The organism is uncultured Nostoc sp. (genome assembly GCF_937863485.1).
Taxonomy (GTDB): Bacteria; Cyanobacteriota; Cyanobacteriia; order Cyanobacteriales; family Nostocaceae; genus Nostoc.
In genome coordinates this window covers 67,860-83,420 of sequence record NZ_CALMFY010000113.1, presented here as the reverse complement: position 1 = coordinate 83,420, position 15,561 = coordinate 67,860, and the positions used below count along the sequence as shown (strand labels likewise).

At 41.7% G+C, this 15,561-nt stretch carries 18 protein-coding genes; 6 read left to right on the top strand and 12 right to left on the bottom strand.

Features of this window, described 5'->3' with window-relative positions:
* Window positions 1-24: 24 nt before the first annotated feature.
* Window positions 25-1,308, bottom strand: a complete 1,284-nt coding sequence (locus tag Q0541_RS15010; RefSeq protein ID WP_298911503.1) for a photosystem II assembly protein — start codon at window positions 1,306-1,308, stop codon at window positions 25-27.
* Entirely contained in the window at window positions 1,301-2,239 is a 939-nt protein-coding gene (locus Q0541_RS15005; protein ID WP_298911502.1) for a radical SAM protein, read from the bottom strand. Before Q0541_RS15005 ends, Q0541_RS15010 begins: the two co-directional genes overlap by 8 nt.
* Window positions 2,240-2,482: 243 nt before the next feature.
* Between Q0541_RS15005 and Q0541_RS15000 the strand changes: the two genes are divergently transcribed.
* Window positions 2,483-2,713 (top strand): DUF1902 domain-containing protein, encoded by a 231-nt coding sequence (locus Q0541_RS15000; RefSeq protein WP_298911501.1) that lies wholly within the window; start codon window positions 2,483-2,485, stop codon window positions 2,711-2,713.
* Window positions 2,714-2,720: 7 nt separating this feature from the next.
* Window positions 2,721-2,948 carry a type II toxin-antitoxin system HicA family toxin gene (locus Q0541_RS14995; RefSeq protein WP_298911500.1) on the top strand — a complete coding sequence of 76 codons (228 nt, stop codon included), beginning with the start codon at window positions 2,721-2,723 and terminating at the stop codon, window positions 2,946-2,948.
* Between the two features lie 28 nt (window positions 2,949-2,976).
* Here the strand turns inward: Q0541_RS14995 and Q0541_RS14990 are convergent, their stop codons facing one another.
* From Q0541_RS14990 to groES, 3 genes are all read right to left on the bottom strand, one after another.
* Window positions 2,977-3,195 (bottom strand): DUF4351 domain-containing protein, encoded by a 219-nt coding sequence (locus Q0541_RS14990; RefSeq protein ID WP_298911499.1) that lies wholly within the window; start codon window positions 3,193-3,195, stop codon window positions 2,977-2,979.
* A 173-nt stretch (window positions 3,196-3,368) separates the two neighbouring features.
* Window positions 3,369-5,003 carry a chaperonin GroEL gene (gene groL / locus Q0541_RS14985; RefSeq protein ID WP_298911498.1) on the bottom strand — a complete coding sequence of 545 codons (1,635 nt, stop codon included), beginning with the start codon at window positions 5,001-5,003 and terminating at the stop codon, window positions 3,369-3,371.
* A 165-nt stretch (window positions 5,004-5,168) separates the two neighbouring features.
* Window positions 5,169-5,480 carry a co-chaperone GroES gene (groES, locus tag Q0541_RS14980; RefSeq protein WP_069071443.1) on the bottom strand — a complete coding sequence of 104 codons (312 nt, stop codon included), beginning with the start codon at window positions 5,478-5,480 and terminating at the stop codon, window positions 5,169-5,171.
* A gap of 246 nt (window positions 5,481-5,726) precedes the next feature.
* On the opposite strand from groES, the gene Q0541_RS14975 reads away from it, so the two are divergent.
* Together Q0541_RS14975 and Q0541_RS14970 are read left to right on the top strand one after the other, a co-directional pair.
* On the top strand, window positions 5,727-5,990 hold the full coding sequence (locus tag Q0541_RS14975; protein WP_298911497.1) for a hypothetical protein: 264 nt from the start codon (window positions 5,727-5,729) through the stop codon (window positions 5,988-5,990).
* A gap of 541 nt (window positions 5,991-6,531) precedes the next feature.
* Window positions 6,532-7,209, top strand: coding sequence for a response regulator transcription factor (locus Q0541_RS14970; protein ID WP_273767301.1), 678 nt, complete (start codon window positions 6,532-6,534; stop codon window positions 7,207-7,209).
* Between the two features lie 57 nt (window positions 7,210-7,266).
* Here the strand turns inward: Q0541_RS14970 and Q0541_RS14965 are convergent, their stop codons facing one another.
* The 4 genes from Q0541_RS14965 to Q0541_RS14950 all read right to left on the bottom strand — a co-directional run bounded on the left by Q0541_RS14965 (window position 7,267) and on the right by Q0541_RS14950 (window position 10,098).
* Window positions 7,267-7,500 (bottom strand): NIL domain-containing protein, encoded by a 234-nt coding sequence (locus Q0541_RS14965; RefSeq protein ID WP_366941886.1) that lies wholly within the window; start codon window positions 7,498-7,500, stop codon window positions 7,267-7,269.
* Between the two features lie 235 nt (window positions 7,501-7,735).
* The gene (locus Q0541_RS14960; RefSeq protein WP_298911496.1) at window positions 7,736-8,308 is read right to left on the bottom strand and encodes a hypothetical protein; all 573 of its coding nucleotides are present in this window, start codon (window positions 8,306-8,308) and stop codon (window positions 7,736-7,738) included.
* 33 nt (window positions 8,309-8,341) lie between these two features.
* The gene (gene asnS, locus Q0541_RS14955) at window positions 8,342-9,733 is read right to left on the bottom strand and encodes an asparagine--tRNA ligase (RefSeq protein WP_298911495.1); all 1,392 of its coding nucleotides are present in this window, start codon (window positions 9,731-9,733) and stop codon (window positions 8,342-8,344) included.
* Window positions 9,734-9,735: 2 nt separating this feature from the next.
* On the bottom strand, window positions 9,736-10,098 hold the full coding sequence (locus tag Q0541_RS14950) for a hypothetical protein (RefSeq protein ID WP_298911494.1): 363 nt from the start codon (window positions 10,096-10,098) through the stop codon (window positions 9,736-9,738).
* Window positions 10,099-10,143: 45 nt separating this feature from the next.
* Here Q0541_RS14950 and Q0541_RS14945 point away from each other — a divergent pair, with 45 nt between their 5' ends.
* Window positions 10,144-10,422: a DUF6439 family protein gene (locus Q0541_RS14945; protein WP_298911493.1), complete on the top strand. Its 279-nt coding sequence runs from the start codon at window positions 10,144-10,146 to the stop codon at window positions 10,420-10,422.
* Between the two features lie 96 nt (window positions 10,423-10,518).
* On the opposite strand, the gene Q0541_RS14940 is transcribed toward Q0541_RS14945, so the two are convergent.
* Entirely contained in the window at window positions 10,519-10,968 is a 450-nt protein-coding gene (locus Q0541_RS14940; RefSeq protein WP_298911492.1) for an anti-sigma regulatory factor, read from the bottom strand.
* 390 nt (window positions 10,969-11,358) lie between these two features.
* Complete coding sequence (gene rlmD / locus Q0541_RS14935) at window positions 11,359-12,765, bottom strand: 23S rRNA (uracil(1939)-C(5))-methyltransferase RlmD (protein ID WP_298911491.1); 1,407 nt, start codon at window positions 12,763-12,765, stop codon at window positions 11,359-11,361.
* Window positions 12,766-13,010: 245 nt separating this feature from the next.
* Here rlmD and apcD point away from each other — a divergent pair, with 245 nt between their 5' ends.
* A complete protein-coding gene (gene apcD / locus Q0541_RS14930) occupies window positions 13,011-13,496 on the top strand; it encodes an allophycocyanin subunit alpha-B (protein WP_273767312.1) in 486 nt (161 codons plus the stop codon).
* Between the two features lie 94 nt (window positions 13,497-13,590).
* Here apcD and Q0541_RS14925 read toward each other — a convergent pair whose 3' ends face one another.
* Window positions 13,591-13,908 (bottom strand): hypothetical protein, encoded by a 318-nt coding sequence (locus Q0541_RS14925; protein WP_298911490.1) that lies wholly within the window; start codon window positions 13,906-13,908, stop codon window positions 13,591-13,593.
* Between the last annotated feature and the right edge of the window lie 1,653 nt (window positions 13,909-15,561).

Below are 15,561 nucleotides of genomic sequence, written 5' to 3'. Positions count from 1 at the left end.
TGCTACTTTATCTGCAATTTATCATTATTTTCTCGCCAAAATTACATAATCATCTAATGTATAGTTTGACTGATACTTCTGACCAAAAAACTGTTGCAGTATTGGACTCATATACAGTTTTTTTGGTAACTTATCTTGAGCAAACTTAGCAAAATCAGCACCGGACAAAGATGTTCTTGAACCTGTTGAGGTAAGATATTTATACCAGACTAACTCTAATCCAAGTTCTGCGAGAAATTTATCCACTACATTTTTTTCTTGCTCTTGGTTTTCAACTTGGTGAACATCGTAAATTTTGAATAACTTCTTATCTTGCACAATTAGCAGAATATAACCTGAATCTTTTAAACTACTGACAAATATTTGCTTGTAAGTATTATTAGCTTCAACCCTCTTGACTGGATCTGCAAAGAAGCAGTGGGAAATTACGATAAAGTCGAAAAAGTCTTTGGGTAGATTATTCGATTGAGTTTCCCAAGTAAAAATATCAGTAGTAACAAAGCGGAAGTAAGCATTCACTGTGGTTAGACGCGACTCTATATATCGTCGCCAAAACTGAAGTCCACGAAACTGGAAAGTATCTTGTTTTTCTAAAGAGTAGTAAGATATGTGCATTTGCGGCATATGAAAAAAACCGCTACTACTTTGGAGAAATAAAGCTAAACCATAAGCAACTGTTCCTGGGCCTGCTGCAATATCAAGGATATTAACCTTACTTGGTAGTAAAGCATCTTGGTAAATGAGAAACCAAGCTAAATATATGCAATATACATTTTCTAAAAAATACTTCATGAAGTAGACATGAGGAGTTAGACTAAAACGATAGTCTGGGTCTTGTCCAATTTTTAAGTTATTAATATCCTCAAGAGCGTCTTCGAGTTTAATAAATAACTTTTTGTCAGGAATCTTGCTAAATTCTTCTTTGAGATATTCAACTAGCCTTGATTCAAAATCATCAAATATTCGTTCATCAATACCAGTAGATTGCAGTTTCCATTCATCGTGCTGTATTAAATTAAAAACTTTATAGATATATTTAACAAATTCCTTATCTGGGATTAATATGATATCATCTTTTTGCTGGGATGCTTCTGTTAGTTGTTTAGTTAAAGTTTCTGTTTGTCGTTTATATTCTTGGGAATAACGTTCAAGTTGAAGTTTATCCCTAAATAGTTTTTCTAACCATGAGAATGTTGCACCTGATTTTTGAATCTCTTGCAATAGTTGCACTGCACGCCGGATATCCCCGCGTTTTAAAGATAATTTGAACTGCTGACTTCGCCACCAATTTACGATAGGGTTATTCATAACCAAATCCCTCTTTACCTTCCATAATTTCTACACCTGGAAGCCGAGAAACTAATTTTTCCTTAAATTTCATATAGCTTAATTTCTCATCCTCATACCACCAAGCGTATTTTTGTTTAATTTCTTCAGCTTCTTGGCGAGTTGATGCCATAAGAGAACGACTCTGGCTTGGATGAAAAGCTTGAATTACAACTCTATCGGCGATGGCTAGTTTGTCAATAAAAGTAGCTTCATCAGTTGGTAAAGTAGGAAGTAGAGGGGTAATAGTGATAGAAATTTTGGGAAGAAAACCTTTGAAATAATCAATACTTTGTTTAATTTTAGTGATGGCATTTAATCTGGCTTTAATACTGGGCGATCGCGGTTCAAAATCTTTTCTCACTAATTCACTCCCAGTGGGAATGCTCATATTAATTCGCAATCGCTTAAATCGTTGTAAATAATCAATATCTCTAGTAATAATTGGGCTACGAGTTTGAATCACCAAAGTTGGAGTTGGATAACCGTCAATTCTCACATCAAGCATTACATCTAACAATCGACGAGTCAGTTGATGTTTAGACTCAAGTGGTTGATAAGGATCAGTAACACTACTCATGTATATACTAGGAGGAATCTGGGGATTCTTTTCATACCATTTTTTTAATTCCTTCGCTAAAATTTCAGCAGAATTTTCCTTAAAAATTACCCATTTACCCCAATCTTCGCGCATTTGAGCATTAGGGGTAAAAGCAGCAGCATAGCAATAACTACAACCGTATTGACATCCCCTGTAAGGATTTAGAGTAAAATCATAATCACCAATAAAACCAGTAGCTTTTGTTAAGAGTGATTTAGCATTTTGTGCAAAAACATTGACATCTCCAAACTTTTCTCGGACTAATTTGGTAGGAGTGCATTCGCAATAACCTTCATATTTTGGTTGTGCCATGTGAATTCTGATATTTATTGAGAGTGAATTAACACACCCTACTTCTTATGATTCCCATTTTTATTTTTAAATGCTCTGTCAGAAAATCGGTTGAGTGGGTTTCAGGTATGTAAGGGAGCTGTTTCAGGATTAATTTGGCTCATGGGTTTTTATGTAAAGGTAAAATATCGTGCGATCGCTGTAGTTCTGAAAAGCGATACGATAGAAACGAAAGTGGTCAAAACGTAATAACTGCCTACAAAAATGGAAAGATTGCTAAACATCCACATTGAGAAATTACCTGAAGGCGTTTATTTAGCAACATCTGATGAACTTCAAGGTTTAGTAGCTCAAGGACGGACTGTTGCTGAAACTTTAGAAATTGCTCGTGATGTAGCACGTAAGTTATTAGAAGCACAATCTCCGGATCAAGAACTAGATTATTTGCAACCAATAGCCAAACAATTTAACTATCCTTTAGTTGTAAGTCAGTAGTCAATTCATGGGACGGCTAGCTGGGTTTAGCTACAGACAGATTATCAAAATCTTAAAAACCTTTGGCTTTGTGTTTCATTGTCAAGCCGCAGGGAGTCATGAAATCTGGTTTAATCCTGAAACTAATCGTTACACTACTATTCCCAATCATTCTGGTGATATGCCAGAAGGAATATTACGTGCAATTTTAAAGCAAGCTGGTATTGAACCTGAAGATTTTCTTAACCGCTCTTAGTAATAAAGGGGGTTGTTATTCATTTTGATTAAGCTTGTTCCTGCTGTTCTAACCAAGCTACCAAATCAGCAACTTCAGAAAAATCAAGCAAATCTTCTCCTAACTCATCTAACTGTTTAGCAGATAAATTCCGAACCTGCTCAAATAATAATGTATCAATATCACCAAAGCGCCGTTTCAGGTGACGACTAATCAATTTAAAAGCTTCTTTTTGAACGATATCTTGATAAATTACAGATTCTTTCATAATATCCTCCCGTAAAAATTGCCGAACCAAATCCTTTTCAAACCACAAACCCGCCAAGCTAAATATTTACAAGCGTTATCGTAACTCACCCTCTTCCTCTTCTCCTGACACAAAAAAACAGCCGCCTCCATAAAGGAAGCAGCTGTTTTTACAAATTATGTAACTACAAAGTATTAGTAATCGAAGTCTCCGCCGCCAGCGCCAGCGCCAGCAGGAGCGCCATCCTTAGGCTCAGGCTTGTCAACTATGATACATTCGGTTGTCAACACCATACCAGCGATGGAAGCAGCGTTTTGCAGAGCAGAACGAGTCACTTTAGCAGGGTCAACAATACCAGCAGCTAACAAATCGACGAATTCGTTTGTCGCAGCGTTGTAGCCAACGTTGAATTCTTTCTCTTTCACGCGTTCAGCGATCACAGCACCATTCTGACCGGCGTTTTCAGCAATCCGCTTCAGAGGTGCAGGTAAGGCGCGAACGACAATCAACGCACCAATCAACTCTTCATCCTTAAGATTTTCCTTCGCCCAAACTTCCAATTCAGGAGCCAGGTGAGCCAGAGTTGTACCACCGCCAGGAACGATACCTTCTTCCACAGCAGCTTTGGTAGCGTTGATAGCGTCTTCTAGGCGCAGTTTCTTGTCTTTCATTTCGGTTTCGGTGGCTGCTCCCACTTTCACCACAGCTACACCACCAGAGAGTTTAGCAAGACGCTCTTGCAGTTTCTCTTTGTCGTAGGAAGATTCGGTTTCATCGATTTGACGACGAATCTGTTCGACACGAGCCTTAACAGCAGCTTCGTTACCTTCGGCAACAATTGTGGTGCTGTCCTTGGTTATGGTGACGCGGCGAGCTTTACCCAGGCTATCCAGCTTGGTATTGTCTAGCTTCAGACCGGCATCTTCAGTAACTAGTTGACCACCAGTCAAAACAGCGATGTCTTCCAGCAGTGCTTTGCGGCGATCGCCAAAGCCAGGAGCCTTAACAGCAGCTACGTTGAGTACACCGCGTAAACGGTTTACTACTAAAGTTGCCAAAGCTTCTTTTTCGATATCTTCGGCGATAATCACCAAAGGACGACCAGCACGAGCTACTTGCTCTAACACTGGTACGAGGTCTTGCACTAAGGCAATTTTCTTATCGGTCAGCAGCAGGAAAGGCTCATCAAAAACCGCTTCCATCCGTTCAGCATCAGTGGCGAAATAGGGGGAGATGTAGCCTTTGTCAAAGCGCATCCCTTCAGTGATTTCCAACTCGGTGAACATAGATTTCCCTTCTTCTAGGGAAATTACGCCTTCCTTGCCCACCTTGTCCATTGCTTGGGCAATCATCTGACCGACTTCTTCGTCATTACCAGCCGAGATCGCACCAACTTGGGCAATGGCTTTGGAATCTTCCACTGGACGGGCGTGTTCAGCAATTTTTTCTACGAGGAAGCTGGTAGCTTTGTCAATACCACGCTTCAGCGAAATTGCATTAGCACCAGCTGCAACGTTCCGCAAGCCTTCTTTGACGATCGCATGAGCTAAAACGGTGGCAGTTGTGGTGCCATCGCCCGCAGCATCGTTGGTTTTAGAAGCAGCTTGACGAATCAAAGCTACGCCAGTGTTTTCAATGTGGTCTTCTAATTCGATTTCTTTGGCGATCGTTACACCGTCATTGACAATTTGCGGTGCGCCAAATTTCTTTTCTAGGACTACGTTACGACCTTTGGGGCCAAGGGTAACAGCTACAGCCTCAGCCAGGATGTCAATGCCTCGCTCTAGGGCGCGACGGGCGTTTTCGTTATAGATAATGCGCTTTGCCATAGGTGTCTAAATCCAGGGATTAGGTCAATTTTTTCTTGAATTGGGTATTAGGGATTGGGGATTGGGGAACTTGGGGTTCCCTCTAGGGATAAGGGGTAATGGGGATTGGGGATTGTTCCCATACGCCATAACCCATACCTGATAACCCATAGCCCTCATAACCCATTAGATAACGACTGCTAAAATATCTTTTTCAGAAAGCAGTACATATTCTTCGGTGCCGAGCTTGATGTCGGTGCCAGCGTACTTCGAGTACAGCACCTTATCACCGACTTTAATTTCCAATTCCTGACGGCTACCGTCATCGTTACGCTTGCCAGGACCAAGGGCAACTACTTCCCCTACCTGGGGCTTTTCCTTGGCGGTATCGGGCAAATACAAACCACCTGCGGTCTTTTCCTCAGAGGCGTTCACTTTTACGAAAACGCGATCGCTCAAAGGTTTAACTGTAGAAACGCTTAAAGATAAAGCAGCCATATTATTTCCTCCAGAGTTTAGCACTCTCAACTCCTGAGTGCTAATCTACCGAAAAGTGGCGTCCAATGGCAAGAATTCCTTGAGTACGGGTTCCCGAACTAGAAGAGCATCAGGGTACTTAAGTATAAATGCCTAATTAATTCTAGTTTTTAGGTTCCGTTCCGTAAGTTACGAATATTTTTATCTGGTCAACTTTATTTGCAAAGCTTGGAAATTGTTATAGAACTGTAATCAGGGAGCCGCTCAATGAGTAACAATACAGTGATCCAGTCTAGCCATAAAATCCCCAAAACCACTAAGTCTGTCGAACATCAAACCCTGAGTAATTGTGTAGAAACTTTAGGACTTGCAAAAATTCAGCGACACATTTTTATTTGCGCTGACCAGACAATTGCTAACTGCTGCTCAAAACGAGCTAGTCTGGAATCCTGGGAATACTTCAAAAAGCGACTTAAAGAGTTAAAACTTGATGAGCCGCAACAAAGTTATCCCATTTGCGTCTGTCTTTAGAACTAAAGCCAACTGCTTGCGCGTTTGTTGTTCTGGACTCATAATGGTGGTTTACGCCGATGGGGCCTGGTATCGCCAAGCAAACCCGGAAGTTACCCTGCGGCTCATCCGAGAACACTTAATAGGCAATAAGGTGGTAGAAGAATATGCGTTTTCAACCCATCCTTTGCCAAAAACTCCCCTAGTTTCTTGTGAACACCTTATAGAGGCTTAACAACCGAAGGATATGTTATAGCAGTAAGCTTTAAGAAAGTGCGGGTTGTTTTGAGGTAGGGTCATCTTTAAGCCAATACTTACTTGTGAGTCAGAAAGATTATTATTGAATCAGTGTTTTTTACCCCGCCCCTTTCAAAGCGATATATAATAGCGCATTATAGATACTACTGCTATACGTATCCTTGCTGGACTTTTGCTATCGAGCTACTAGTCTATTAAAAGTGCTCGGCATTTTTGAGACTTCGAGACAGCAAAGGCAAGTTAAGTAGGAAAAAGGACAACATCTCGAATAACCCACCATAGAGGATAAATATTCAAGACTTTGATGGACCGAAGCGCGACAAGTGCCACTGCTATGAAAGAGCCCAGCATGAAAGATCACAAACGACTTCTATTGATTGATGATGACCCTAACCTCATCTTGCTGGTGAAGGATTACTTGGAATTCCGGGGATACGAAGTCATCACCGCCGAAAATGGACGTGAAGCTCTGGAAATTTTAGAGCAAGATGTTCCAGACATGATTATCTGCGACGTGATGATGCCGGAAATGGACGGATATACTTTTGTGGAACAAGTCCGGCAAAACGAACGCACCAGCTGGATTCCGGTTCTTTTCCTTTCAGCTAAGGGACAAAGTGCAGACCGAGTTAAGGGTTTAAATAAAGGTGCTGATGTTTATATGGTCAAACCCTTTGAACCAGAAGAACTCGTAGCACAAGTTGAATCCTCGCTGAAACAAACTATCCGTTGGAAAGAACACCAAGCAAAAGGAGGCGAAAACAGTTCCCGCATCCAGGTTCCCTTCGATGTGCAGTTAACCCCAACCGAACTGAAAGTAGTCCAGTTTGTCGCTAGGGGTTTAGCTAACCGGGAAATTGCTGAAGAACTTAATGTTAGTCAGCGTACAGTTGAAAGCCATGTGTCCAATATGTTGGGCAAAACCAATCTACACAACCGCACTGAACTAGCGCGGTGGGCGATTGAAAATCAAATGGCATAGCCGATTTTAGATTTTGGATTTTGGATTCATAATCCAAAATCCGAAATCAAAAATTGATTACCACCCATCTTCTTCAGGACTGGATTGGTGCAAAACTTCTAAATCCAGCTCATCCAGGTAAGTTAAGGCGCTTTCAATCTGGGAAACAGTACCTCGCAGTTGTAGATGGAAGCAACTATGTTGTGGCACGTTTGTGCTTACCTGAGCATCAGCAATAATTATTGTCACCCTATAGTGAGAAACCAGTCGTGAAATGACTGGTTCCTCATGCAAGTCTTTAGGAATGCGAATCTGGATACAAGTTTGGGTGCGTCTATTATCTAAAATACCAGTATTAGATTTTACTTATTTATTCAAAATTGCCATTCTAGCTTCCTACTTGACTTCTGGGATGAGAGTTTTGCTTTGCACGATTTCTTTTAACACTAGCGTCACTTATTCCACGTAGGTAAGCAAGAAAGTATTTACAACTTTTACCTCTATTTAGTAGTATTTGTAATCAAATGTTACCAATACTACTAAGCTTTTATTTATATGAGTTTTGTATCGATTGAAGCAAATTATTAAGCTTTTCAAATAATTGTCTAAAGTTTTCAAACTCTGAAATATCAAAAGATTCTACATTACTGGCAAAACTATCTTTATCTCCTATTATTTTAAACACTTCTGCTCCAAGAATGTTTTGACCATATTTGTTGAACTTTTTGAGCAAATCGTCCGAAAAATAATGTTCAATAACTAAATATCTTTGTGTGATATCATCTGAAGTTACAAATTTGGAACGTGAAACTGGAATAGTTAATAAAAACCCCCAAGCATCCTTTGAACCGTGCTTTCTAGATTCTTTAGATATATCATAATCTTCAAAGCAAGATTTATTTAATCCCTTAAATTGTTCATTACCTTCTCTATCATTTTCATCAATGATTACAATTCCTTCAATCTCTGTTAAATTGATACTTTTATTTATATCTCCTTTGTCAGCGTAACGAATTATTGTCGTAAACATATTAAAAAGTATAGACTGACTAGAAGATAGGCTATACAAGCGAAACCCGCGATCGCGGGTTTCAAAGTTTTTATAAGTCCGTGCAGACACGATTTCTAATCGCCTGGGTTTCAAATTCTCAAACTAAAACTCAGCACTTTGCGGTGTACGGGGAAAGGGAATCACATCACGAATATTTCCCATACCAGTCATAAATTGCACGAGTCGTTCAAAACCCAAGCCAAAACCTGCGTGGGGAACAGTACCATAACGACGCAAATCAAGATACCACCACAAATCTTCTGGGTTTAATCCTTGCGCTAATACACGGCGTTCTAATACTTCTAGGCGTTCTTCTCTCTGAGAACCGCCGACAATTTCGCCAATTTTAGGTGCAAGAATATCCATTGCGCGGACGGTTTTTTCATCGTCATTCAAACGCATATAAAAAGCTTTGATTTGCGCTGGATAATCTGTAACGATCGCAGGCTTTTTAAATAATTGTTCAGCTAAGTAGCGTTCGTGTTCTGATTGTAAGTCTAAACCCCAACTCACAGGGTATTCAAATTTGACATCAGCTTTTTCTAAAAGTTTGATGGCTTCTGTATAAGTTAAGCGTTCAAACTGATTATTAATAATATTTTCGGCTGTTGCTAACACAGATTTATCAATGCGTTCATTGAAAAATTCCATGTCTTCTGGACAAGTTTCCAACACATATTTAAAAATGTGTTTGAGAAACGCCTCAGCTAAATCCATATCGCCTTCTAGGTCACAAAAAGCCATTTCTGGCTCAACCATCCAAAATTCTGCTAAGTGGCGGGAAGTATTGGAATTTTCTGCACGGAAGGTAGGGCCAAAGGTGTAGACGTTAGAAAACGCCATCGCCATCACTTCCGCTTCCAATTGACCGCTAACTGTTAAATATGTGGGTTTAGCAAAAAAGTCTTGGCTGTAATCTACTGCTTGATTTTCTGTGCGGGGAATATTCTTTAAATCCAAACTGGTAACACTAAAAAGTTCACCCGCACCTTCGCAGTCGCTAGCAGTGATGATCGGTGTGTGTACCCACAAAAAGCCTCTTTCGTGGAAGAATTGGTGAATTGCTGTAGAGCAAGCATTTCTGACGCGGAAAACTGCACCAAAAGAATTGGTACGCGATCGCAAATGTCCAATGGTTCGCAGAAATTCAAAGGAATGGCGTTTCTTTTGCAGGGGATATGTATCGGGATCAGCTTCTCCGTAAACTTTTACTGTCTCGGCTTTCAACTCAATCCGTTGTCCTTTACCAAGAGAAGCCACTAGTACCCCTGTCGCCTCAACAGCAGCACCTGTATTCAATTTTTTCAATATAGCTTCATAGTCTAGCAAATCCTGATTAATGACGACTTGCAAATTAGCTAGTGATGAGCCGTCATTGACTTCAATAAAAGCAAACCCTTTGGACTCGCGTTTCGTCCGCACCCAGCCTTGAATTTGGAGAGACTCATCAGGTTGACCACTTCGCAATATTTCTGCAATCCGTCGATTTACCATATTTATCCAGCATAAGACTTTAATATCCAGCCTATGATAACGCCCATTCCACCAAAGCGGACGACTTGCCAGAAAGGTTTTTTGAGGCTACGCCAAGAAAATAACTGGCTTTCTAAGTTTAGTTCTAGCATTTCCAACTGCTGTTGAATTTGCCGTAACTCTGCTTTGATTTCTGGTGTCTGAGATTTATTGTGCTTCAGTTGATCGCGGCGCTGTTGCCATTGTGCCTGTTGTTGGCGATCGCGTTGCACTTGATCATAACGCTCTTTTAAGGATAGGAGCGATCGCTCTACTTCCTCCAATTCTTGTTCAAAATCTGGTTGTGGATTTTCCCCTGATGGCTGTGATTGTTTAGACGGCTTCATTTACAAGTAGTACAGTAGAAGTAAATGCAAATGTGCCAATAGATTATGTCCCAATCTACCCAGCTGCCTCAAACCAGTCAACTAAATGAACTTAGTACTTTGGAACTAGCTCAAGCCCTGATGGAAAGACTAAGCATTTCCCCTAACGATTGGCATCGCCTCAAGTCTAACCGCAATTCCCGCGCTAATGAACAAGTGGCAGCAGCTATTGTGTATCTTTTAAAGAATCAGCCACAAGAAGCTCAAGCCAGATTAGAACAAGCAGTTGGTTGGTTAGATCGCTCTATTTCTGCCCCTCCCTGTCCAACTCACGGAAAAACTTAAAAATTATCAGTCAGGAGTTAAAAGTTTTAAATTTTTAAATCCTAATTCCTGTAGAGACGCGATTAATCGCGTCTCTACTCCTAACTCCTAAATAAGCTACCGTCGCAGAGATAAACGGGGACGATTTTCCATTTGTTTACAAAGCCTCAATTCTGTGCCTTTGCGGTTCCACTCTACCTGATCAAAAATTTGATGCAGAAGACATAAACCACGACCACTTTCTGATTCATCTGGTGGTAAATAGTCTGTTGGCTCCTCATCACTAGTAGATGAAGGAGTAAAGCCGCTACCCTGGTCTGATATTATCCACCAATATTGATTATCTATTAAAGAAAAACGGACTACAACTGTTTTACTTGGATCAAGATTATTGCCATGTTTAGCTGCGTTTACTAAGGCTTCTTGAAGTCCTAGCCGCAGTTCTGCTTGTAATTTTGCTGGGATTTCTGCCAATAGTAAATCTAATATTGGACAAAGGTAGAGGGTTGAGGCAAAACTAATAGTGCCCCAATAACGTCCAACTGGACGGAGTGAAATAGTAATCACAAGAGAAACCCCATAGCTTTCAGTTAGCTAGACATCAGTTTGCTATTACAGGCACCCTGATAAAACTTGAGGTGGTCATGCTGCCTTCAAACTTGCGTCTTTAAAACTAAATATTGAAAATGCTAGGGAGCATTAGCTCTATAGTATGAGTTGGGATTGTTTAAATATAAAACGGCTGCAATAGTTTTGATAATGAATTAAGCAACCTAAAAAGATGCTAGTAATTTGACAGAGTATTGGCATACTCTAATTAATTGCCGATTTGTAATTTACACAATCCAATTCATATTTTTAAGAGGCTATGCAACTTGAATTTATTTAAACAAAATGAATTTCTATTTTTAGCTTAATTCAATTTTAGCATCTTTAGTATGCACTAGACTAAAAATTTCAAATTTCAGTTTTTGTAAAGGAATTACTATCCTTGTACAAATTTGATAGCGTAAGAAAGGCGGCAGCTTCAATATGAGCCGTTTGAGGAAAAAAATCAGCAGGTTGTACCCGTGTGATAGTATATTGCCCATCTTGACAAAGTAATTTTAGGTCGCGGGCGAGGGTGGCTACTTTACAGCTGACGTAAACGATCCGAGATGGTTTCAGTTGCCGTAAAGTGTCGATGACAGCCCGATCGCACCCCTTACGTGGTGGATCGAGTATTATTACTTCTGGTATTGTGCCCATTTTTGGCAGCAATTTCTCTACTGCCCCGACTTGGAATGTTACATTATCAATTCCGTTACGCTGGGCATTCAAAATAGCTTGTTCCACTGCTGCTGGTTGCACTTCTAATCCTGTAGCAATACGGACTTTTTTGGCGAGGGGTAAAGTTAAAGTGCCAATACCACAGTAGGCATCAACTAGCAACTCATGCCCTTGAAGATTGAGTTCTGATTGAATTACCTGCAATAGTGCCTCTGCTGTTTCTGTATAAACTTGGAAAAATGTATCTGGGCGCACTTGAAATTCCAATCCAGCAAAATTTTCACGCAGGTGTGGGACTCCAGCGATGCAACGGGTTTCTGATCCAAAGATAGCATTTGTGCGATCAGAGTTGCGATTGAGCGACACTCCGACTAACTGGGGATAGCGCTTTAACCATTCCTGGGCTTGGGTTTCAATTCCTGATAAATTCCAGTTCTTCACGACCAAAGTCAGCAACATTTCTCCTGTGTGTCGGCCAATGCGTAAACCAAGATGGCGAATTTGTCCAAGGTGGCGCTGTTCGTCATAAATTTGCCAACCCCGTTGTTGGATATCCTGCTTAGCTTCGGCAAGTAAGGGATTTAATCGCGCATCTTGGACTGGACATTGATTTAAATTAATTAATTGGTGACTACCTTTTTGGTAGTAACCAGCTTGTACCTGTCCTGTTGCCGATTTACCCAGAGGATATGTAGATTTATTACGGTAGCTTAAAGCAGAAGGGGCGGCAAGTACCGGATCTACCAGTGGTTGGAGAAAACCGCCAATGCGTTCCAAAGCTTGGATAACTTGATTTTGCTTGGCTACTAGCTGGTAATCATAATTAATATGCTGCCACTGGCAACCACCGCACTTATCCGCCACAATACAATTGGGTCGGATACGCTCAGGGGATGGCTCCAATAGCTGCTGGAGCTTGCCGTGGGCGAATTTGGGTTTAACGTGTACTAAGCGGACAATGGCGCGATCGCCTGGTACAGTATCTGGGACAAACACAACACGCTCATCAGCGCGTCCCACACCATCGCCTGTATCACTCAGGTTAGCGATCGTCACTTCAATTAATTCACCCTGTTGCCAAATTATTTTAGTCATTAGTTATTAGTTATTGGGCATTGGGCATTGGGCATGGGGTATGGGGTATGGGGCATGGCGCAAAACAGTTTTGAGTTCCGAGTTATGAGTAAAGAAGTGAGATTCCGCACTCAGCACTGGGCACTTCATTTCTCTTTTATCTTCCCAAATAGATAAATTCAATACATAAGTAGCTCCTATCCCTTCACTTGTGTACCTCCGACTCGTTAAACTAACAGATAATATTTCAGGTGATTTCAATAATCATGACTGTAATTAGCCAAGTTATTCTCAAAGCCGACGACGAACTGCGTTATCCCAGCAGTGGCGAACTTAAAAATATCAAAGACTTTTTGCAAACCGGCGTACAACGGACGCGGATTGCGGCTACCTTAGCCGAAAACGAAAAAAAGATAGTTCAGGAAGCAACCAAACAACTTTGGCAGAAGCGTCCTGACTTTATCTCCCCCGGAGGTAATGCTTACGGAGAACGCCAGCGCTCTCTATGTATCCGTGATTTTGGTTGGTACTTACGTCTAATTACTTATGGTGTGCTTGCCGGCGACAAAGAGCCAATTGAAAAAATCGGTTTGATAGGCGTGCGGGAAATGTACAATTCATTGGGCGTTCCCGTGCCTGGAATGGTAGAAGCGATCAATTCTCTCAAAACAGCCTCCCTTAGCTTACTGAGTGCGGAAGACACTGCCCAAGCAGCACCCTACTTTGATTACATCATTCAAGCGATGTCTTAATACAAAGTGTGTGCTGGTTCTAGGAGTATACTTCTGGTCTACTAAAGTGAGTGCAAGATATTAGCACTCGATAGGCATAAGATCCGCAATTTGATCATCCCGTCCCCACATTTGGTAGTGGCTTTGGCAAAATCTTTGTCAAGTTACCAACCAGTTGTGGGGAAATTTTATCAATAAAGAATTCAGGAGTCAGAATAAAGCGATGAATTCTGACCGAAAAAGCGGATACCGCAGCGGTAGCAAGTCCCTTGGCATTTTGATTCTGACCGCAGCTTTCGGAGTCTCCGGCTTTGCTCTTGTATTCAGAATAGGTGAATTCTTGTTCAATAAGTATATTTATGGGGCATTTCTCAAAGGATGAAGGATATACGGACATAAAAAACCGACAGTCTTTGATTAAGGCTGTCGGCAATTAAGTGTGTTCCCTATTAATGACTCGGCTAGAGTTCAGTTGTCATTAATTATGCCTACTTCATAAGTGCAGGGAGACGATCCTAATCATAGATCCGTGTGATTTTCGTCACTTTATTGTTACAGCTAAACTGCATATAGGCGAGTAATCCCTGAGTTACAGTAAATCTATGCAAGTTTGGAGCTAAGAATATATACGCTGGTAGATGCTTTTTCAGATTAAGAGCAAATTACACCTATTAGACACTCAGGGGTTAAAACACGAGATAGAGGAAGTGACCAGAAACAAAAAGGTACAAGCCCCTAAATTTATTTATGGGGTTCAAAATGTTTGACTTTTGACTTTTGACTTTTGACTTCCCCGAACGCAAGAGCGTCCCGTAGGGAAGGGGCTGACATTTTCCATACAGGGATATAAGGCGAGATAGTTAACAAATCTATGCCCCGTTTACCAAAGTACTGTAGCAGAAAGAGCTATCTGCAAAGATAAATTTCTCAAAGCCAGTGGTAAATAAGCTAATGGAGTTCCCATTGTTATTAAAAGTGATGTTGGCACTTTTAAGGGGATTGCCAGAAATAACACCAGATACGCTCAGTTGAGAGCGATTGAAAGCTTTCAGATCAAGGGTGTCAAAACCGTTCCCACCATCAACCTTCGCAGCACCGAATCCTTTGAAGTAGTCATCATCAGTGCCTAGAGCAATCTTGATGCCGCCACCGATAGTGACTTTCTGTTGAACTCCATTTAGGATACTGGTGGCAATAATTTCGTCATTGCCATTGCCAGTATCAATTATTCCTTGTCCATAAATGCCATAGGCAGTACCACCAATTGTTGCTGTAGCCTGTCCGGTAAGCTTGTCAGAACCATTGCCAGTATCAATTATTCCATCGTTGAAGATGCCATAGGCGGTGGCGTTTTCTCCAGAACTGTTGCCATAACCAGTAATTGTGTCGTTGTCTGACCCTGTAGTGATGGTGTAATTTTTAGTGTTCTGGATGCCAGTCCCAGCACCGCTGTCGCCGATACCGCCGTTGCCGCCACTACCGATGCCGAAGATAGTGTCTTCTCCGTCGCCAGTATCCAGTTTGTTACTGTTGCTGATACCGATCCCAACTCCGCCCTTGACTCCGATGCCCTGAATATTATTGGCGATTCTGTTAACATCTCCGCCGTTACCGCCCTTCCCTGTGCCGATGATCGTGTCTTCTCCATTCCCTACATTCAGTTGGCCACTGTTGCTGATACCAATCCCAGATCCGCCCGAGATGCCGGAACTGCCGCTGTCAACATCGCCGCCGTTGCCCCCAGTACCAGTGCCAGCGATGGTGTCTTTTCCGTCCCCTGCATCCAGATTGCGACTGTTAGCGATGCCACCATTAGCGGTGAAGAAGCGGACATTGCGGATGCTGCCAGTACCGATGCCAGTGATTGTATCTTCTCCGTCGCCTGCATTCAGATTGCCATTGTTGCTAATGCCTGTCCCAGTCCCACCGCTGCCGTTGCCACCCTTCCCTGTGCCGGTGAGCGCGTCTTCTCCGTCCCCTGTATTCAGACTGCCACTGTTGGCGATGCCAGTCCCAAGTCCGCCGTCAAGGAAGTTGACGCTGGAAGCATCGCCCGAGGTAAAGAAGGTAGCAGTACCTGATAGAG